The organism is Peribacillus sp. FW305-BF15, assembly GCF_058783805.1.
The window spans coordinates 77,767-97,094 of sequence record NZ_JBYSYV010000009.1; the positions used below are offsets into that span (position 1 = coordinate 77,767).

Here is a 19,328-nt window from a genome sequence, read left to right on the forward strand (position 1 = left end):
ACGATGTTTAAAATTGGTGATATATCAATACTCGAACCGAAATACATACCACAGAAGGAAAAGTTCAAATGAATGGTTGTAGAAATGGGAACGGGTTGTTTCTATACGGACTTTCCCATCGATGTAGAGACTGGAAAAATTGCATTCCTTATGGATGGGACACAGTTCAATGTCACATTTTCCAATGAAGAGCAGGCTGTTTATGTATTCGAGTCTGAAGTGCCTGGAAAAGTGAAAGGTAGAATACCCATGATGCAACTTTTGCTACCCGAAGCAGAAACGTTTGTTAAAATCCAGTGGAGGAAAATTCGTACGCCTGGATGTAACCTTGGATACGGCCATTCATCCAGAACATTCCGAGTCTACCCCTTTTCGCACATTAACGGAGGATATCAGCGCTGGCGGAGCTTCCATAAGGCTTTTAAGAGGCACTGCAATTCAATCGGTTTCGCAATTATACCTGTGGATGCCGCTTACGTTGAAATCAGGTGAGTTTCATTATTTAAGGTTAAAAGCAAAGTCATTCGCGTAACGGAAAAGAGCATGGAAATATGCTGCTGCACGTCCAATTTCGTGAACCTTCAAAAAATGATGTACAGACATTAATGAGGTTTATATTTGAAAAGCAGGTGGATTTAAAGAAAAAAGGTTTGCATGTTTAACTTGATTGAATGAAAAACAGCGATTCCATCCATACTGCTAATATAAACGGATGGAGGGTGCGGCAGCTTATATGAAAACATTTGAAAGACTATTAATTAAAGTGATCATCATCCAATTGGCCTGCTTATTTTTTTTCCAATTCCTTTTGAGCAGGGAGGATCAAATCTTTGATTTGACCAAGCTCTCGAGGTATGAAGGTGTCACCAGCAATAATTATACGAAAATCATTGAAACATTCAATGGGCCCCATAAGTAAAAGCGGTGATACCCGCTTTTTTTTGTAAGAAGATTTTCAGTAAAACGATAACGTTTGATGGCTGTTGGGATCAAAAAAAGAACAAAGGTGATTTTGATCGTACACATCCCTTTTATTAATGATTTTCCCGCTAGTTGTGATAAAATGAAAAGGTACTAAATAATCAGCATGATTGTAGGATTCTTGGGAGGATTTATGAAAAAAAAATTATCAGTCGCAATCGATGGACCAGCTGCTGCTGGAAAAAGCACGGTTGCTAAAATTGTTGCAGAAAAGTTCAATTACATATATGTGGATACAGGGGCAATGTATAGGGCCATTACCTATAAGGCCCTTAATCAAAAGATTCTTCTTAATGATGAACAAGCATTATCAGAAGTTCTCATCAATACGGAAATCGAATTAAGACCAAGTGAAAATGGGCAGTTGGTTTTCTTGGATAACGAGGACGTGACAGCCCAAATCAGGAACAATGAAGTGACTGGTTCCGTTTCGGAAGTGGCCAAGCACCGGAGCATCCGGGAGGAATTGGTTCGCAGGCAGCAAATCTTAGGTGAAAATGGCGGTGTCGTCATGGATGGCAGGGACATCGGTACGCATGTGTTACCAAACGCCGAAGTAAAGGTATTTCTAATCGCTTCTGTGGATGAAAGGGCACAGCGGAGGCATCAGGAAAATATATTGAAAGGTTTTCCATCAGATATCGAAAAATTAAGGGAAGAAATCGCAACAAGGGACAAGCTGGACTCCGAACGCGAGGTATCGCCATTGAAAAAGGCAGCGGATGCTATCGAAATCGATACGACCTCATTATCGATTCAGGAAGTTGCAGAAAGTATCATGTCTTTAATAGAAGAGAGGAAAAGATGACATTGGATTTTTACACATTTGCCAAGAACATCGTAAAAGGCGTTTTAACGCCTTCGTTTAGGGTTAAAACACTCGGAAAGGAACATATCCCTAAAGAGGGCGGGGTATTGATCTGTGCCAATCACATTGATAATTTGGATCCGCCCGTAGTTGGCATGACATCTCCAAGAGATATTCATTTCATGGCGAAAGAAGAGTTGTTTCATGCACCTGTTTTAAAGGGTATATTACCAAGAGTAAATGCATTTCCCGTGAAACGTGGCAATAGCGATCGGGAATCCCTTAGGAAAGGCTTAAAGCTTTTGAAGGAGGGCAAGGCGATTGGTCTGTTTCCAGAGGGAACCAGAAGCAAGACTGGTCAATTGGGAGAAGGTTTGGCGGGGGCAGGATTTTTTGCGTTGCGGTCTGATGCCGTTATCATACCGTGTGCAATCATCGGCCCATATAAATTTTTACGTCCATTGAAGGTCGTTTACGGTCCTCCAATAAATTTTACCGAATATCGTGAACAGAAAATATCAGCCGATGAAGCCACCAAGATCATCATGGAGCATATTGGGAAATTGATTTCCGAGCATTAATAGTCCTTCATACTTGACAATTTTCTGATTTTGTTAGAATTTATAAAATAAGGGTATTGTTCCTTATTGCCGATGAAAAGGAATATAACTTTATTACTCTAAAAAAAAACTGTTTTTATCTTTATTAGGAAAGTGTTTTTATTGAACCACTTTAAATAAAATATGTGGCCGATGAAGAGGAAATTTGCTGATCAGTCATGGGTTAAGGAGGAGTTAGTAATGACAGAAGATATGAACCAAGTAGAAGTGAACAATTACAAAGTTGGGGATCAAGTTAAAGCAACCGTTTCAAAGGTAGAAGAAAAACAGGTCATTGTCGATGTGGAAAACAGCAAGACTGATGGAATCATACCTATCAGTGAGCTTTCAAGCCTGCATGTCGAAAAGGCGTCAGATGCCGTTTCGGAAGGTGATGCATTGGAGCTGGAAGTCATTAAAGTCGAAGAAGAAGCTCTCATTCTATCAAAACGTAAAATTGACGCTCTTAAGGCATGGGATGACCTGGAATTGAAATTTGAAAATGGAGACGTATTTGAGGCTGAAGTTAAAGATGTCGTCAAAGGCGGGCTTGTCGTAGATCTAGGCGTACGTGGTTTTGTTCCAGCTTCTCTAGTAGAAGACTATTTCGTTGAAGACTTTTCTGATTACAAAAACAAAACTTTAACATTCAAGATCGTTGAACTTGAGAAAGACAAAAATCGCTTAATCCTCTCACATCGGGCAGTGGTCCAGGACCAAAAGGAAAAGCAAAAAGCAAACGTCTTGGATAAGATTGAAAGCGGGCAAGTGCTTGAGGGTGTGGTCCAAAGGATTACCGATTTTGGTGCGTTCGTGGATATTGGTGGCGTAGACGGCCTTGTCCACATTTCCCAGCTTTCCCATCAGCATGTCGACAAGGCATCCGATGTCGTGTCCGAAGGGGATAAGGTGCAGGTTAAAGTGCTATCCATCGATCGTGATAATGAAAGGATTTCACTTTCCATCAAGGATACCCTTCCTGGACCTTGGGCAGGAATTGCAGAAAAAGCTGCCAAAGGCTCTAAACTGGAAGGTATCGTCAAACGCCTTGTTTCTTTTGGTGCATTCGTGGAAATTTTTCCAGGCGTAGAAGGGCTTGTCCATATATCACAAATTTCACACAAGCATATTGCCACACCGCAAGAAGTACTTAAAGAAGGCCAGTCTGTCGAAGTGAAAGTGCTGGAAGTCAATGAAACGGATCAGCGTTTATCATTGAGCATCAAGGAACTTGAAGAACCTCAATCCAATTACAACACATCAGATTATGAGATGCCTGAAGAATCGAAGGGTTTTCAGTTAGGTGAAATGATCGGTGATCAATTGAAAAAACTAAAATAAGATAATAATGGTGATGGCCTTGGAGAGAAAACAACGAAAATTAGATCATATAGAATTTGCGCTTAAGACAGGACAGCAGCATCAAACCGGACTAGAAGATATTTCGTTTATTCACCAAAGCTTACCAGGTATTTCCTTGAATAATGTGAACCTCACAGCAGAAGTTGGCGAACTTGAATTAAGTTCGCCAATTTTTATAAATGCCATGACCGGAGGCGGAGGCCCTGAAACGGAAAAATTGAATGGTGACCTAGCCATTGCTGCAAGGGAAACGGGAATCGCCATGGCGGTAGGATCGCAAATGGCAGCCATCAAGGATCCTAGCCAGCAAGCTTCTTTCAAAGTTGTAAGGAAGGAAAATCCTGATGGTGTGTTGATTGGTAATCTCGGTGGTGAAGCAACAGTCGAACAGGCTAAGCGGGCAAGCGAAATGATCGGGGCCGATGCCCTTCAAATACATATTAACGTCATCCAAGAATTGACGATGCCTGAAGGGGACAGGGATTTTGCGGGTACCCTTTCGAGAATAGAAAAAATCAATGAAACGATCGGAATTCCTGTCATCGTAAAAGAAGTTGGATTTGGGATGAGTATGGAAACGGTACGGCAATTACATTCCGTAGGTGTTTCAATCATTGATGTAGGCGGGTTTGGCGGAACGAATTTTGCTAAAATCGAGAATGAAAGACGAGCAAAAATACTCGGATATTTTAATGAATGGGGCATACCGACAGCCGCTTCGATTGTCGAAGCAGTGAATGTTTCACCACAGCTTTCAGTCATTGGGTCGGGTGGCATTCAAAGCCCTTTGGAAATTACAAAAAGCCTGGCGCTAGGAGCGAAAGGTGTCGGATTGGCTGGACATTTCCTCAAGCTATATAAAGAGTTGGGCTTGGAGCATTTGATTAAAGAAATACATTACATACATGAAGATTTAAAGGTCATCATGACTGCACTCGGATGCGGTAATATCTCAGAGCTAAGAAAATCGAAATTAGTCATCAAAGGAAATACCTATCATTGGTTATCTCAAAGAGGCATTGATTGTTCCGCGTATGCTAAATGAATGACCACAAAAAGGAAGCATCTCATTGGATCGAATGGAGATGCTTCCTTTTTGTTCATGGATAGACTTAACTATTCCTTTTTCGTGCCTCTTCAGGGCTTTCCATTCTTGTTGCCCCTTTATGACCCAGTGATTGGTCCCTGTCGGACTCCACCCGTTTACTTTCTCTTAATTTCTTCTCTTGTCGATCTTTTCCCATGATTCACACCTCCTTTTTAAATGAATGGGGTAAGGTTTCCTCATTAAATGCCGTGCTTAATGTTTATACTTTGAATAAACAACCCATAATGTTCCTAAAAGGGGGGACGCTGCATGGATGGAATTATATTTTATTGGATTTCATGGATAGTTTGGGTCATTGTCATGTATTTTATTCCGAAAACGGTTCCCTTTCGTTTTGATTTTCTTTTTCATCTATTAGCCGTAATGGTATTAGCGGGCTATAAACTGGAGTCTCCGTTGGTTTCCGTGCATTTGAGCGGACCGTATCTTTTCTTTATTCTGTGTGTATATATTAGGAAGAAATCCATCATCAAGTTGATGGAACTGATCAGCGGAAGTCTTATTATCACTCTCGCCTATGCGAGTTTTCAACTTTTTTCTTTACTTGATCCGATATGGCTCATAATGAAACCTTCTTATCTATTGTGTATTTTCCTGAATTATCTTATATTATTACTTTTTAAAAATTGGAAACATCGATTGTTCGTCCTTTTAATTGGGATGCTGCTGGGAGATATCATATATTCCGGATTACTTGCTTACCACTCTTTACCTTATGTGGCCCTTGCTTACGCATGGCATGATAATGCCGTGCTGGTATTGGGAGCAAATATACTGTGGAGAATGTTGGAACTGGTTGGCCAATACATTTATACAATTTCCCATTCGAGATTTTTATCAAAACAAGGAAAAGAGAATTTTAATCAATGAGTATGGAGAAAATTAGTATGGGGTATTAGCTGTTTTATCAAAAGACAGAAATATAAATGGAACCAATTGGAATTGGAAGGCTTTTATTCATACAATCATTGTTGATTGGCGAGAAATTTGTTACTATAGGATAGTTAGAGGTCTGTAGATAAATCGTAAAATGCTCTAAACAATTAAAAAGGAAGCCGTATGCCGAAGCTTTCTTCATTTTTTTGGGCTGTTTAGAATCAAGTTTTAGCATGCAGAGGGTTCAGCTTCATGTCACCTAAGGAACCGGGGCGTCAAGTGGACAAACCGCCCGTGAATACCTGATGAGTTTAACTGAACATCAGTTGGGATTATCCTTACTGATGAAAGATTCCTTTAAATGATGATGAATACAACCTTTTCCTTTAAAAGGAAATTATGAAAATCAATAATGCAAAGCAACCGTAATAAATGCATTCATGAATTTCGTGACTTTGACAGAGATATAGTAGCAGAAAGGGTGAATAGCAATGCCAAAACCGGTAATTGCGATAGTCGGTCGTCCGAACGTGGGAAAATCGACAATCTTTAATAGAATAGTTGGAGAACGGGTTTCGATTGTTGAAGACGTTCCAGGAGTGACCCGGGACAGGATTTATAGTTCGGGTGAATGGTTGACACATGATTTCAACATTATTGATACAGGTGGAATTGATATCGGTGACGAGCCGTTCCTAGAACAAATTCGCCAGCAGGCTGAAATTGCCATTGACGAAGCTGATGTGATAATTTTTATGACGAATGGTCGTGAAGGTGTAACGGCTGCTGATGAAGAGGTCGCAAAGATACTATATAAATCAAGAAAGCCGGTTGTCCTTGCAGTAAATAAAGTCGATAACCCAGAAATGAAAGATCAAATTTATGATTTCTATGCGTTAGGTTTTGGCGATCCATTCCCGATCTCCGGGTCTCATGGACTTGGCCTTGGTGACCTTCTGGATGAAGCGGCTAAACATTTCCCTAAATTTGACGGCCCGGATTATGCTGATGATGTCATTAAATTCAGTTTGATTGGAAGACCGAACGTAGGTAAATCTTCTCTGGTCAATGCATTGTTAGGTGAAGAACGCGTCATTGTCAGTGATATTGAAGGTACGACTCGTGACGCGATTGACTCTCCGTATAAGTATAATGGCAAAGAGTATGTCATTATTGATACAGCAGGGATGCGGAAAAAAGGCAAGGTGTATGAAAGTACGGAAAAATATAGCGTACTTCGTGCATTAAGGGCAATTGAACGTTCAGACGTTGTTCTTGTAGTCCTGAACGCTGAAGAAGGAATTCGTGAGCAGGATAAGAAAATTGCGGGATATGCCCATGAAGCGGGTAGGGCGGTCATCATCGTCGTCAATAAGTGGGATGCCATCGAGAAAGATGAAAAAACGATGAAGGATTTTGAAGAAAAGATCCGTGCTCATTTCCTGTTCTTGGATTATGCGCCAATCATTTATCTTTCTGCCTTAACGAAAAAACGGACACATACCTTAATACCGGTCATTGATCAGGCTAGTGAGAATCATGCTATCCGGGTTCAGACAAATGTATTGAATGAAGTGGTAATGGATGCCGTGGCAATGAATCCGACACCGACTCATAATGGAAACCGTTTGAAAATTTACTATACGACACAGGTAGCCATCAAGCCGCCAACTTTCGTCGTATTCGTTAACGATCCGGAGTTATTGCATTTCTCATATGAGAGATTTTTAGAAAATCGAATTAGGGATGCCTTTGGTTTTGAAGGAACACCAATACGAATTTTTGGACGCCAGAGAAAATAGTAAAGGTGGTTATACCGTGGTAAAAGAAAAAGAAAGTATCGCAGTGATTGGAGCGGGGAGCTGGGGGACTGCTTTAGCGCTTGTAATCGCTGATAACCAGCATGAAGTGAGATTATGGGGACATAATCAGAAACAAATCGATGAAATCAATCAAAATCATACGAATGAAAAATACTTGCCTGGGATTGAATTGCCTTTGGGGATTAAAGGTTATTCTTCCCTTAAGGAAGCGTTGGCCGGGATTGAAATAATTATTTTGGCGGTGCCGACAAAAGCCTACAGGGAAGTGCTTGGCCAGATTAAAGAGGCTCATGATAAACCATTGACGATCGTTCATGTGAGTAAAGGAATTGAACCTGATACACTGCTTCGTATATCAGAAATGATTGAAGAAGTCTCTTCGGCGGATTGGCTTAAAGATATAGTGGTTCTTTCTGGACCGAGCCATGCAGAAGAAGTCAGTTTACGTCACCCGACAACAGTTGCCGTTTCTTCAAAGAATATGAAAGCTGCCGAAAGGGTTCAGGACATCTTTATCAATAATAATTTCCGTGTCTATACAAATCCGGACTTGATTGGTGTTGAAATCGGTGGGGCATTAAAGAACATCATTGCTTTGGGTGCCGGCCTTACGGATGGTTTAGGCTACGGGGATAATGCCAAGGCTGCATTAATGACACGGGGATTGGCTGAAATATCCCGTCTAGGGGTGGCCATGGGGGCTAACCCACTAACGTTTTCAGGTTTAGCTGGGATTGGCGACTTGATCGTCACTTGTACAAGCGTTCATTCCCGTAATTGGAGAGCTGGGAATATGCTTGGTAAAGGGCAAAAGCTTGAAGAAGTTTTGGAAAACATGGGGATGGTCGTTGAAGGTGTCAGAACCACTAAAGCCGCCTATCAACTAGCCCAAAAGTACGAAGTGAATATGCCGATCACCGAAGCCCTGTACGATGTTTTATTCAATGGGGAAGAAGTGAAAAAGGCAGTTGACCTTTTGATGAATCGTTCAAAAACGAATGAGATGGAAGAACTTTTTAACATATTGGATAGCAGGCAGCAGGATTAATCTCCAATCTGTTGATTTTCATAAAAGAATTTCATTAAATTAGGCATTTGATGATGCGCCTTGCCGTGTATCAGCATACAATGCAACGAAAGTAAACTAGTAATTTGACCTCGGCACGGGGGATTTAGTCAAATGAGCAGAAGATATTTAGATATCTTCTGCTTTTTTTATTGGCAAAAAATCTTCTGTTTATGAATAATTGAATAGATTATTCGAATTTGCATAAATCATTCTACATATTTCCTTGTTTTTTGTTAAAAATCGACCCTTTTTTTTGGTATGAAAATTGCGAAGTGTAATATGACCAACAATTTATAAGGGAGGCTAGAAAAGTTTGTCTTAACTTTTCTCGCATAAAAGGAAGGGGAATGATACATGCAAACAGGTAATCTGAAAAGGTCATTAAACTTGTGGCATATCGTATTGCTCGGTGTTGGATATATGACGCCGATGGTTGTTTTTGATACATTCGGGATAGTTTCCGAAAAAACCGGGGGGCATGTGCCGACCGCTTATATCATTGCTCTTTTGGCAATGTTGTTTACAGCAGCCAGTTATGGAAAAATGGTTAAAATATATCCGCAGGCAGGTTCATCCTATACGTACACACAAAAAACGATCAGTCCGCATTTAGGCTTCCTCGTCGGGTGGTCTTCGTTACTTGACTATTTATTTTTACCGATGGTGAACGGCATTTTGACAAAAATATACTTAACTGCTCTTTTTCCGGAAGTATACCCGTGGATATGGGTGGTGGCATTTGTCCTTTTAATGACAGTCATTAACTTATTCAATGTTAATTTTGCGGCCAACTTTAATAGCTTCCTTGTTTTTTTTCAAATGTTGGTCATCATCATTTTTGGGGCACTTGTCGTTAAAGGAGTCATGGGTGGAGAAGGGACTGGAGAGGTCTTGTCGGTTCATCCATTCATCGGGCCCCATATGGAAATCTCGTCGCTCATAACTGGTGCTACAATCCTTTGTTTTTCTTTTTTGGGATTTGACGCAGTCACTACTTTATCGGAAGAAACACCGAATCCATCCAAAACGGTCCCCCGGGCCATCTTTTTGACTGCCCTGATCGGAGGGGTTTTATTCGTGACGGCATCATTCTTTACACAGTTATTTTTCCCGGATGTTTCCCGTTTTAGCGATCCTGAAGCAGCTTCTCCGGAAATTGCCCTTTTCGTGGGCGGGAAGTTATTTCAGGCATTCTTTCTTGCAGGAACCTTATGCGGTACGCTTGCCTCCGGTCTTGCATCTCACGCTAGTGTTTCTAGGTTGCTATATGTCATGGGGCGTGACCAAATGATTCCGAAAAAACTATTTGGGTTTGTCCACCCCAAGTACAACACGCCATTTTTTAATGTCATTTTTGTCGGGTCGATATCACTGGTTGCCTTATTCCTTGATTTGGTTACGGCCACTTCCCTCATAAACTTTGGGGCATTAATCGCTTTTACCTTCGTGAATATTTGTGTAATCGTCCATTCGATAAGAAACAAAAGCTTCAGAACGATTAAAGGTTTTCTTTCAACTATTCTGTCCCCGGTTTTAGGCGCGGCTTCGGTCTTCATCCTTTGGCTTAATCTCGAGATGAGTTCCTTGATTTTAGGAATAGTCTGGGCGGTAATTGGGATTGGTTATCTTCTATATCGGACAAAATGGTTTACGGAATCCCCTCCGTTATTCCAATTTGAAAAAGCACAGTGAATTTATTCTACTGTTTCATTACACGAGGGAGGGTGTTATATGCCTGATAAGAAATGAAGAGGTCATTAATGCTATTGCTTGTTGTCTATTTCCGTTCATGGCGTTAGCAACATGTATTCAGCGCTTAGGGCAAGAATATGTCGCTTAGTATGGTGCCCGGGAGCTTTCATGGTAATGCTTTTCCCGGCGTACGGTTATGTAATGTTGGCAAAGTCATTCCTTCGGCAGGTTCGGTATAGGTTTATATGTCCATTCATACATACGCCTGTTTTTGCAGGTTAGTCGACACTGATGGATTAATTATTCATTTCAATTATATTGCTTTTAATAAATTTCCTTCTGTACTGACCTTTCCATAAGCATTAAATTTACTGATTATTGTGACGGATCTCTTGTCATGGTTGGGAAAGTGGGTGTTATTTATCTGGGAAATTATGTAGGGGGATGAATAAGGAATAGCGACGGGGGCAGAAGCATGGAAGCATATATGTTACCCTTGGTTCCTTATAGTGTTGCAAACAGGTATTAAGCTGTAATGACGGTATGGAGGGAGCTGTCCTATCTGTATAAAAAGCCCTAGCAGAGGGCGGCCATCCACGAATCATAACAAACAGGAATAAGCAAAATTCAAACATGATTGGAATGTATAAGATAAGGTGGACGGTCCTTTATAAAATAAGTCTAAGCTGCATATCAGGTTTTTAGGTCAAAAGGGTCCGTTTAAGGACCCTTTTGTCGTGGGATGAGTAAAGGTAAATGCTGGATATGAGTAATGGTGCCTCTTATTTTTTATCTTGCAATTCGGAATTGTGATAAAATATAGGTTAGGTTACAAAAGGAGAGTGAAACTGTGTTATCTATTCCGGATGATAAAATTAGACCATTCATAACTATAACAATTGATCAGCCTACATTTTCAGACCAAAATATTCATGAGATACAGGAACCTTTCTTCTTTCTTATGAAGGAAAATCAAGTGTTTGCGTATATCCGCATGGATGACCTCCCGTTAAATGAAAAAATAACGACAGTCGATCAGCTTTTACAGTATGCTTTTTCGATTGATAATGTCTGTAAATTGCACCCTAACATTTCCTTGCCGCATTTGTTTCAAATTATCGGTGAGCCTATCGTACTGATAAAAACGGATGATGGCCTGCTAACCGGTTATGTAAAAAGGGAAGATGTATTAGCTGAATTATTCAAGCAGGACAGCAAACAAAATTTAGACCTGTTAAATGTTATATTAACCTCCATTCCTATGGGGATATTTGTGGCTGATAAAGAAAAGAATATCGTGAACTTCAATGAATCAGGCTTGAAGATGATAAAAAAACCTTCTGAACAAGTCCTTAATGAACCTGCTGCGAGCATCTTCAATAAGCAGCATATACATAGCGTGTTTGCCAGCGGGAGCAGTATTCTGAATCAGTTGGAGATTACTGATGTCATGAGTGTGCTTGTCGACTATAGCCCGATTCTGAACCATGAAAAAGAAGTCGAAGGCCTGATCATCATTGTTCAGGATTTACCGATGGTTGAGGAAATGGCCATGGAAATAGAATTGATAAAAAGCTCGAATAAAGATTTGAATGCCATTTTAGCGAATATCTATGATGAAATACTTGTAGTCAATCAAAAAGGAGAGCTGCTGCGCTATAGTGACAGCATCATCTCGGGATTCTGGGGGAAGGACTTAAAAGATTATATCGGGAAGAATCTCTTGCAATTAGAGGATGAAGGGATTTTTAATCCTTCGGTAACCCGGTTAGTCCTTGAACAAAAAAAGAAAGTTTCGATTGTCCAAGATACGAAAATGAATAAGAAAGTCCTTTCCGTCGGCACCCCTGTGTTCAATGAAAAAGGGGAAATAGATCGAATAGTCATTGCATCAAGGGATATAACGGAAACGACACAATTGAAATCGGAATTAAATGAAATGAGGAAAGAACTGGACTCTTTCAAAAAACAGGATCAATTTTATAAAGAGTTGGTTTTTGCAAGTCCTAAAATGGAGCAGATAATCAGCCAAGTCAAGAAAATCGCCCATTTTTCATCTACTGTATTAATTAATGGGGAGTCGGGAGTAGGTAAAGAAGTGATAGCTGAAGCCATTCATAAAATGGGCAGGCGATCTAAAATGCCTTTCCTGAAGATAAATTGCGGGGCGATTCCGGAAAACCTTCTCGAAAGTGAATTGTTTGGTTATACGAAGGGTTCCTTTACAGGAGCGGATAAAAATGGGAAGGTAGGATACTTTCAGCAGGCCAATAAAGGTGTTTTATTCCTGGATGAAGTTGGTGACATGCCCATACATCTGCAAGTCAAGCTGCTGCGGGTACTCCAGGAACAGGAAGTGATTCCGATTGGCAGCACTACACCCATTTCCATTGATGTTCAAATTGTTGCGGCCACGAATAAGAGTCTGGAAAAAATGGTCGAGATGGGCACGTTCCGGGAAGATTTATTCTATCGGTTGAACGTCATACCCATACATGTGCCCCCATTAAGGGAAAGGCCGGAGGATATCCCGCCGCTAGCCTTTCATTTCCTGCAAAAACTGAATGAAAGGTATCAGCGGAATTATCACTTTTCCCCTGATGCATTAAATATACTGGAAGTCTATACTTGGCCGGGAAACATTCGTGAGTTGCAGAACATGATTGAAAGGTTGGTTGTTTCTGCAGATGAAGAGATGATCGATGCTGACTTCATTCAAAGGTTCATACCTGTGGGCAGTGACTTTAAACAAACGAAACCCATCATTACGAGAATCCTTCCGCTGCAGGAAGCGCAGGATCATGTGGAAGAACAATTGATCATGCTTGCCATGAAACAGTATAAAACCACGACCAAAGCGGCCAAAGCGCTCGGGATAAGTCAATCGTCAGTGAGCAGGAAGTATCAAAAAGTGTTAGTTGAACAACAAAGTAAGAAAATCGAAAATGATGCATTTTGATCAAAAGCCGTTGCCGAGTGATGAAAATCACTTGTCAACGGCTTTTATTTTTATGAAGGCATTTTCGAAGCTTTTCAATGATTTCCCAAACTTGATTATGCAAAGTGAAATAACGATATGCATATTTGCATAGTTTTAGAGTGGTTTTTTTAAAAAAAATGCGATTTTATTGGTTAATTAACTTGGCATGCTTCTTGCTTGATTAGTAAGTATAAGAAAAAAGGGAGGTAAGCATCAAAGTTTCATAAAACAAGCAAACTTAATTAACCCATCAACTAAAGCTATAAAAAAAGGAGATTATAAAATGTCAATTAACGTAGAAAGTAAAAACACTCAAGCTAACCAATCAGCAACTCAAGATTATATTAAAAAGGTTCTTCAATTAATCGAGCAGAAAGAAATTTCAAAAGAAGATGCACAGTGGGTAACAAGAGAAACGGTCGAGAATTTCCGTAACCATGTAAACCCTGGGTTTTTGGAATACCGGAAGACGGTCACTAAAGACACACAGTTCGCTTCGGTGGAGTGGTCTGATCAAGATTCCTGTTTTACGGATGTAAATGGAAAAAAATATATTGATTGTTTAGGTGGCTTTGGTATTTATAATGTTGGCCATCGTAACCCTAAAGTAGTAAAGGCAGTAACCGATCAATTGCAAAGACAAGCCCTTCATAGCCAGGACTTACTTGATCCATTACGTGCAATGCTTGCCAAGATCCTTGCCGAAATCACACCGGGAGATCTAAAATACTCATTCTTTACGAACAGCGGTACCGAGAGCGTGGAAGCTGCACTTAAGTTGGCTAAAATGTACAGTGACAAATACACGATCATTTCCACGACAAAATCATTTCATGGGAAAAGCCTTGGTTCCCTATCGGCAACGGCAAAGGGCATGTTCAGAAAACCGTTCATCCCGTTGGTTCCAGGTGTGCGCCATGTACCGTTCGGTGATGTGGATATGATGAGAAAAACGTTTGAAAGTTGTGCATTGGTCGGTGAAGATGTTGCTGCTGTGCTGTTAGAGCCTATTCAAGGTGAAGGAGGGGTCATTCTGCCTCCGCAGGATTATTTAAAGCAGGTTCGGGCATTATGTGACGAATATGATGCGTTATTGATCTTGGATGAAGTGCAAACAGGAATGGGACGGACAGGTAAAATGTTTGCATCCCAGCTATATGATGTTGTTCCGGACATTATTTGTTTAGCGAAAGCATTTGGTGGCGGTGTAATGCCTGCAGGCGCTGTTGTAGCCAATGAGAAAGTATTTAAAAGCTGGTTCGACAATCCATTCATGCATACTACGACATTTGGTGGAAATCCATTAGCTTGTGCTGCGGCCATCGCTACGATCGACGTACTTTTGGAAGAAAACTTACCGCAGCGTGCTGCGGAAGTTGGAGAATACTTCTTAAATGGGTTAAGGGAAGTGGCTGCTGAGCACAAAGATAAGGTGCTTGAAATCCGTGGCCAAGGATTAATGATCGGTATTGAGTTCCATAAAGATGAAGTGGGTTATGAATTCTCAAAAGCCCTTTTTGATAAAGGCATTTTGGTGGCAGGTACGCTTATTAATTCCAAAACAATCAGGATCGAGCCATCATTGACTATTAAGCTGGATGAAGTCGATACAGTAATTAAAGCGTTTAAAGAAGTCTTGCCAACTCTTCAATCTTAATTAAAAAAAGCAGAAAAACAGCCTTTGGCTGATTCAGACTGTAGATAAAAAGGTTTCGGAATGGTATCATTCCGAAACCTTTTTGAATTTGTAGCAGTTTTAGATAATGATGAACTCTCCAAGTTCATTATTTCCACCATTTCTCCCCTTCGTCAAGTCCAGGTGGCCATCTTCTTTACATGAATGGGAACCTCCATTCTACTAATCTGCAAGAGGTGTTCTAAGTAAACATTTCAAGCTGATCAAAGGTATCCTCACCACCTCGAGTATTCATCCTTAAATAAGGAGCTTATCTTCCTGTTAACACAAGGTTGACTGGAACGGAACGTACGAGACTCCTGCGGGAAAGCGGGGCCAAGGGAGACCCCACAGGCGCTAATAGAGCCGAGGGCGGACCTTCCGGTAAAGCGAGTGCCCTACGTTCCAATCAACGGTCAAATTTTAAACACCTTAAAAAACTGTCGACAAACTCAATTATTATCGAGTTTGTTTATAAACTGAAACAGTCATTGCGCTGTTTTTTTGTTGCTTGGAGGAGGGAATAATTACATATTTCTCGTTTTATAACTGGATCTCAGAATTTTTTTTCACGAGAACGAGTAATGAAAACGGGAATTACACAGATTGGACAAGGATTTAATTCCTTTAACGTAATTTGGTATGTTATAATAATTTCTGGAAAAAGGAGTGATGAAGATATGACACCTGCCCTGCAAAAAATGTGGATATCCTTTATAGCTATGGGCTTTATGGTTATCTCTATATTTCTAATCTACTTAAGCCGCTATAAATTAAAAGGTTTTTGGAGAGTCTTGACAGCAATTATCGCATACATACTTATGATTCTGGCCGGCTTGATCATCCTAATCGTTGTTCTTAGCGGGCCAACCACTTGATAGGTGAGGAGAAATGATGAGAAATTTTTTCAAAATATTATGTTTATTATGCATCTCTGTATCATTATCCGGCTGCTTATATCCGGAGAAGCAAAAAATGCAAAACCAACTGCCTTATAAAGAACAAATACAATCCGTCCAAAGTGCAGTGGATCAATTTCAGAAGGATGAAGGCGGCATACTGCCGATAGTTACTAAAGATGCAGGGACACCGATTTATCAAAAATATGTCATAAAATTTTCTAAGATTTCGCCGAGGTATATGGCTGAACCGCCTGACAATGCCTTTGAATCAGGGGGTGTCTTTCAATACATCCTCGTTAATGTTGAAAAAGATCCGACTGTAAAGCTGTTGGATGTCAGGATGGCGCAGAAGATTCAGGATGTTTCCTTGAGATTGACTGCCTATCAGCAAAGCAACGGATACCCGCCGTTTAAGGAAAGGTTATCCGATAATGTCTTCACGCTTGATTATGAAAAGATGGGCCTGAAGGAAGCTCCGACGGTCACGAGTCCATTTTCACAAAAAGATTTATACCTTATAGTCGATGGTCAAGGCAGCATTTTTGTTGATTATACCCCGGATTTACTTGAGGCATTGAAGAAGAATGAGGGGAAAATCAAGCAAGGTGAAGATATCCGGGAACTGCTGGTGCAGAGTTCGGAGTTCGTCCCTGCCTATTCGTTACCATATACAATTGATGAAAAAACAAATACTCCAATATTTCTTACAAAATAGGCATAACCCTTCTTCTGCAAAATATATTGTAGGGGAAGGGTTATTTCTTTTATCTTTATTTCATCTTACTTTTAAAATAACAACCCTTATATAAAAATTTCTGGTGGAGGAAGGGATTGAACCAGGGAAATAAATGGAATAAATTTTTAGGACAACATCATAGATATATATTGTCCTAAATAAATGCAAATGGATAAACGAAATCCCAAAACTCTAATTCGGGAGGGGATACCTTGGAAAAGGTAGATATTTTTAAAGATATAGCTGAACGGACCGGTGGCGATATATACTTGGGGGTGGTCGGTGCCGTCAGGACTGGAAAATCCACATTTATTAAAAAATTCATGGAGCTAGTCGTCATTCCGAATATACCGTCTGAGGCGGACCGCGCCAGGGCACAGGATGAATTGCCACAAAGTGCTGCCGGAAAGACGATCATGACGACGGAACCCAAATTCGTACCGAACCAGGCAGCATCGATTCAAGTAGCTGAAGGTCTCGACGTGAACATCCGTTTAGTCGATTGTGTCGGTTATACAATACCCGGGGCAAAAGGGTATGAGGATGAAAATGGTCCCCGCATGATTCACACGCCTTGGTATGAAGAGCCGATTCCGTTCAATGAAGCTGCCGAGATCGGTACTCGTAAAGTAATTCAGGATCATTCCACATTAGGTGTGGTCGTTACGACGGATGGTTCGATAGGAGAAATCCCGCGAAGTGATTATTTAGAGGCCGAGGAAAGGGTCGTCGAAGAATTGAAGGAGGTTGGCAAGCCATTTATCATGATTGTCAATTCCGTTCAGCCTCACCACCCGAATACGGTAGCACTGAGGGAATCCTTGCAGGAAAAGTATGATATCCCCGTATTGGCCATGAGTGTCGAAGGAATGCGGGAATCGGATGTTTACAGCGTACTGCGCGAGGCTTTGTACGAATTTCCTGTTCTCGAGGTCAATGTTAATCTCCCGAGCTGGGTAATGGTTCTGCGCGAGGATCATTGGTTAAGGGAAAGTTACCAGGAAGCGGTTAAAGAGACAGTCAAGGACATTAAGCGCCTGAGGGATGTTGATCGTGTAGTCGGTCATTTCAATGAATTCGAGTTCATTGACCGTGCAGCGCTTGCAGGCATTGAGATGGGGCAGGGGGTTGCAGAAATAGATCTATACGCCCCGGATGAACTATATGATGATATTCTGAAGGAAATTGTCGGTGTGGAGATTCGGGGTAAGGATCATCTGTTATCATTGATGCAGGACTTTGCGTATGCGAAAGCAGAATATGATCAGGTGGCCGATGCGTTGAGAATGGTTAAACAAACAGGATATGGTGTCGCAGCCCCATCCCTTAACGATATGAGTCTTGATGAACCGGAAATCATCCGCCAGGGAGCCAGGTTCGGTGTCAGGCTAAAAGCTGTAGCTCCTTCCATCCATATGATCAAGGTCGATGTCGAATCCGAATTCTCGCCAATCATCGGTACGGAAAAGCAAAGTGAGGAATTAGTACGGTATCTGATGCAGGATTTCGAAGACAATCCACTTTCCATTTGGAACTCCGATATTTTTGGAAGAAGCCTAAGTTCCTACGTAAGGGAAGGCATACAGGTGAAATTAGCGATGATGCCAGACAATGCACGCTATAAATTAAAAGAAACACTTGAGAGGATTATTAATGAGGGCAGTGGCGGTTTGATTGCCATCATCTTATAGAAAACGTTTAAGGCCGGACCAACTCCATTTATGGATTGGTCTTTTTACATGGAAGAAACGGCAGGATCGAAAGAAAAATATCATTTATGAACGCTAATATTTGAATTAATCTGCTGTTCTTTAGTATAATCTTGAAAAAACCTTGTGGTTAAGCGATTTTCAGCAATATAATAAGTTTAATTTCTATAAAAAAGGGAAATGATGAATAGCGAAAGACAAAATTTATAATATATACAATTATTGATGAAAAGATTCCCATTATTTTTTGAATTCCCTTGCTAAGCTTATAGGATTTGTGATAATCTACATACAGAAAACGCGTTATAACAGCGATTTCAACCTATTTATAAATTTCTGAATGAATTATTTGGAAATTAAATCGGCTTGGTAATCCCTGATTGTCAGTGAATGAAAAATTTTTGACCGAAGCTAATATCAAATCACTATTATAGTGTTGTAATAATGATTTTTTATAAAGATTCCTTTTGGGAGGAGGTGAATGGCATGAACAAAACAGAATTAATTAATGAAGTTGTTACAGCAACTGAAATTTCTAAGAAAGACGCTACAAAAGCTGTTGATGCTGTTTTTGATACAATCTTAGAAGCTCTAAAAAACGGTGATAAAGTCCAATTGATCGGTTTTGGTAACTTTGAAGTTCGTGAACGTGCGGCTCGTAAAGGGCGTAACCCACAAACTGGTGACGAAATCGAAATTGCAGCTAGCAAAGTGCCAGCTTTCAAACCCGGTAAAGCGCTGAAAGATGCAGTGAAGTAATTCTACCATTACATACGGGTGCTTAACCGAAAAGGGCCGCGTGAAAACGCGGTCCTTTTTTTGCTTCTTAATTTCCATCTGTGATAATATAAAAGACAGTGAATATTTTAGATACGCTTCAGATGGTAAATCTGTCACAAGAAAATACCCATCCGAAACCGCTTTTGGCGAAACCGCCTTTAAAGGGCTTCAATCTTTGGGTAATCGGTCGCTTTATAATTGCAATTATGGATTTCCGGGTGCAACGCG

The 19,328-nt window shown here is 40.6% G+C and carries 17 protein-coding genes; 16 read left to right on the forward strand and 1 reads right to left on the reverse strand.

Annotated elements, in window-relative coordinates; translation table 11 throughout:
• The first annotated feature begins 72 nt into the window (after window positions 1–72).
• The 6 genes from AC3WLU_RS11450 (at window position 73) to fni (ending at window position 4,795) form a co-directional block, all read left to right on the forward strand.
• Window positions 73–492: a flagellar brake protein gene (locus AC3WLU_RS11450; protein WP_492597277.1), complete on the forward strand. Its 420-nt coding sequence runs from the start codon at window positions 73–75 to the stop codon at window positions 490–492.
• A 241-nt stretch (window positions 493–733) separates the two neighbouring features.
• A complete protein-coding gene (locus tag AC3WLU_RS11455; RefSeq protein WP_034308049.1) occupies window positions 734–919 on the forward strand; it encodes a YpfB family protein in 186 nt (61 codons plus the stop codon).
• Between the two features lie 195 nt (window positions 920–1,114).
• Window positions 1,115–1,789, forward strand: coding sequence for a (d)CMP kinase (gene cmk / locus AC3WLU_RS11460; RefSeq protein ID WP_057276282.1), 675 nt, complete (start codon window positions 1,115–1,117; stop codon window positions 1,787–1,789).
• Entirely contained in the window at window positions 1,786–2,370 is a 585-nt protein-coding gene (locus AC3WLU_RS11465) for a lysophospholipid acyltransferase family protein (protein WP_492597278.1), read from the forward strand. Before cmk ends, AC3WLU_RS11465 begins: the two co-directional genes overlap by 4 nt.
• A 219-nt stretch (window positions 2,371–2,589) precedes the next feature.
• Window positions 2,590–3,729, forward strand: coding sequence for a 30S ribosomal protein S1 (gene rpsA / locus AC3WLU_RS11470; protein ID WP_034308045.1), 1,140 nt, complete (start codon window positions 2,590–2,592; stop codon window positions 3,727–3,729).
• Between the two features lie 19 nt (window positions 3,730–3,748).
• Window positions 3,749–4,795 (forward strand): type 2 isopentenyl-diphosphate Delta-isomerase, encoded by a 1,047-nt coding sequence (gene fni, locus AC3WLU_RS11475; RefSeq protein ID WP_057276316.1) that lies wholly within the window; start codon window positions 3,749–3,751, stop codon window positions 4,793–4,795.
• Between the two features lie 67 nt (window positions 4,796–4,862).
• On the opposite strand, the gene AC3WLU_RS11480 is transcribed toward fni, so the two are convergent.
• A complete protein-coding gene (locus AC3WLU_RS11480; RefSeq protein ID WP_065311210.1) occupies window positions 4,863–4,994 on the reverse strand; it encodes a YpzI family protein in 132 nt (43 codons plus the stop codon).
• A gap of 113 nt (window positions 4,995–5,107) precedes the next feature.
• Between AC3WLU_RS11480 and AC3WLU_RS11485 the strand changes: the two genes are divergently transcribed.
• The 10 genes from AC3WLU_RS11485 (at window position 5,108) to AC3WLU_RS11530 (ending at window position 19,079) form a co-directional block, all read left to right on the forward strand.
• Window positions 5,108–5,728: a YphA family membrane protein gene (locus AC3WLU_RS11485; RefSeq protein ID WP_413000886.1), complete on the forward strand. Its 621-nt coding sequence runs from the start codon at window positions 5,108–5,110 to the stop codon at window positions 5,726–5,728.
• A gap of 497 nt (window positions 5,729–6,225) precedes the next feature.
• Window positions 6,226–7,536 carry a ribosome biogenesis GTPase Der gene (gene der / locus AC3WLU_RS11490; RefSeq protein ID WP_034308039.1) on the forward strand — a complete coding sequence of 437 codons (1,311 nt, stop codon included), beginning with the start codon at window positions 6,226–6,228 and terminating at the stop codon, window positions 7,534–7,536.
• A gap of 16 nt (window positions 7,537–7,552) precedes the next feature.
• Window positions 7,553–8,605: an NAD(P)H-dependent glycerol-3-phosphate dehydrogenase gene (locus tag AC3WLU_RS11495; RefSeq protein WP_413000890.1), complete on the forward strand. Its 1,053-nt coding sequence runs from the start codon at window positions 7,553–7,555 to the stop codon at window positions 8,603–8,605.
• Window positions 8,606–8,980: 375 nt separating this feature from the next.
• A complete protein-coding gene (locus AC3WLU_RS11500; protein ID WP_063575742.1) occupies window positions 8,981–10,318 on the forward strand; it encodes an APC family permease in 1,338 nt (445 codons plus the stop codon).
• Between the two features lie 850 nt (window positions 10,319–11,168).
• Window positions 11,169–13,277 carry a sigma-54 interaction domain-containing protein gene (locus tag AC3WLU_RS11505; RefSeq protein WP_492597279.1) on the forward strand — a complete coding sequence of 703 codons (2,109 nt, stop codon included), beginning with the start codon at window positions 11,169–11,171 and terminating at the stop codon, window positions 13,275–13,277.
• Window positions 13,278–13,581: 304 nt separating this feature from the next.
• Window positions 13,582–14,955 (forward strand): putrescine aminotransferase, encoded by a 1,374-nt coding sequence (locus AC3WLU_RS11510; RefSeq protein WP_413000893.1) that lies wholly within the window; start codon window positions 13,582–13,584, stop codon window positions 14,953–14,955.
• 698 nt (window positions 14,956–15,653) lie between these two features.
• On the forward strand, window positions 15,654–15,851 hold the full coding sequence (locus AC3WLU_RS11515) for a DUF2768 domain-containing protein (protein ID WP_048681698.1): 198 nt from the start codon (window positions 15,654–15,656) through the stop codon (window positions 15,849–15,851).
• A gap of 16 nt (window positions 15,852–15,867) precedes the next feature.
• A complete protein-coding gene (locus tag AC3WLU_RS11520) occupies window positions 15,868–16,590 on the forward strand; it encodes a YphF family lipoprotein (protein WP_492597308.1) in 723 nt (240 codons plus the stop codon).
• 233 nt (window positions 16,591–16,823) lie between these two features.
• Window positions 16,824–18,302, forward strand: a complete 1,479-nt coding sequence (spoIVA, locus tag AC3WLU_RS11525; RefSeq protein WP_034308024.1) for a stage IV sporulation protein A — start codon at window positions 16,824–16,826, stop codon at window positions 18,300–18,302.
• A 504-nt stretch (window positions 18,303–18,806) separates the two neighbouring features.
• Window positions 18,807–19,079 carry an HU family DNA-binding protein gene (locus AC3WLU_RS11530; protein WP_034308023.1) on the forward strand — a complete coding sequence of 91 codons (273 nt, stop codon included), beginning with the start codon at window positions 18,807–18,809 and terminating at the stop codon, window positions 19,077–19,079.
• Window positions 19,080–19,328 lie beyond the last annotated feature (249 nt).

What these genes read in the sequence shown, in the direction of transcription:
- AC3WLU_RS11450 (WP_492597277.1), top strand. Translation starts at nt 73, where the DNA reads ATGGTTGTAGAAATGGGAACGGGTTGTTTCTATACGGACTTTCCCATC.
- AC3WLU_RS11455 (WP_034308049.1), top strand. Translation starts at nt 734, where the DNA reads ATGAAAACATTTGAAAGACTATTAATTAAAGTGATCATCATCCAATTG.
- cmk (WP_057276282.1), top strand. Translation starts at nt 1,115, where the DNA reads ATGAAAAAAAAATTATCAGTCGCAATCGATGGACCAGCTGCTGCTGGA.
- AC3WLU_RS11465 (WP_492597278.1), top strand. Translation starts at nt 1,786, where the DNA reads ATGACATTGGATTTTTACACATTTGCCAAGAACATCGTAAAAGGCGTT.
- rpsA (WP_034308045.1), top strand. Translation starts at nt 2,590, where the DNA reads ATGACAGAAGATATGAACCAAGTAGAAGTGAACAATTACAAAGTTGGG.
- AC3WLU_RS11480 (WP_065311210.1), bottom strand. Translation starts at nt 4,994, where the DNA reads ATGGGAAAAGATCGACAAGAGAAGAAATTAAGAGAAAGTAAACGGGTG.
- AC3WLU_RS11485 (WP_413000886.1), top strand. Translation starts at nt 5,108, where the DNA reads ATGGATGGAATTATATTTTATTGGATTTCATGGATAGTTTGGGTCATT.
- der (WP_034308039.1), top strand. Translation starts at nt 6,226, where the DNA reads ATGCCAAAACCGGTAATTGCGATAGTCGGTCGTCCGAACGTGGGAAAA.
- AC3WLU_RS11500 (WP_063575742.1), top strand. Translation starts at nt 8,981, where the DNA reads ATGCAAACAGGTAATCTGAAAAGGTCATTAAACTTGTGGCATATCGTA.
- AC3WLU_RS11510 (WP_413000893.1), top strand. Translation starts at nt 13,582, where the DNA reads ATGTCAATTAACGTAGAAAGTAAAAACACTCAAGCTAACCAATCAGCA.
- AC3WLU_RS11515 (WP_048681698.1), top strand. Translation starts at nt 15,654, where the DNA reads ATGACACCTGCCCTGCAAAAAATGTGGATATCCTTTATAGCTATGGGC.
- AC3WLU_RS11520 (WP_492597308.1), top strand. Translation starts at nt 15,868, where the DNA reads ATGAGAAATTTTTTCAAAATATTATGTTTATTATGCATCTCTGTATCA.
- AC3WLU_RS11530 (WP_034308023.1), top strand. Translation starts at nt 18,807, where the DNA reads ATGAACAAAACAGAATTAATTAATGAAGTTGTTACAGCAACTGAAATT.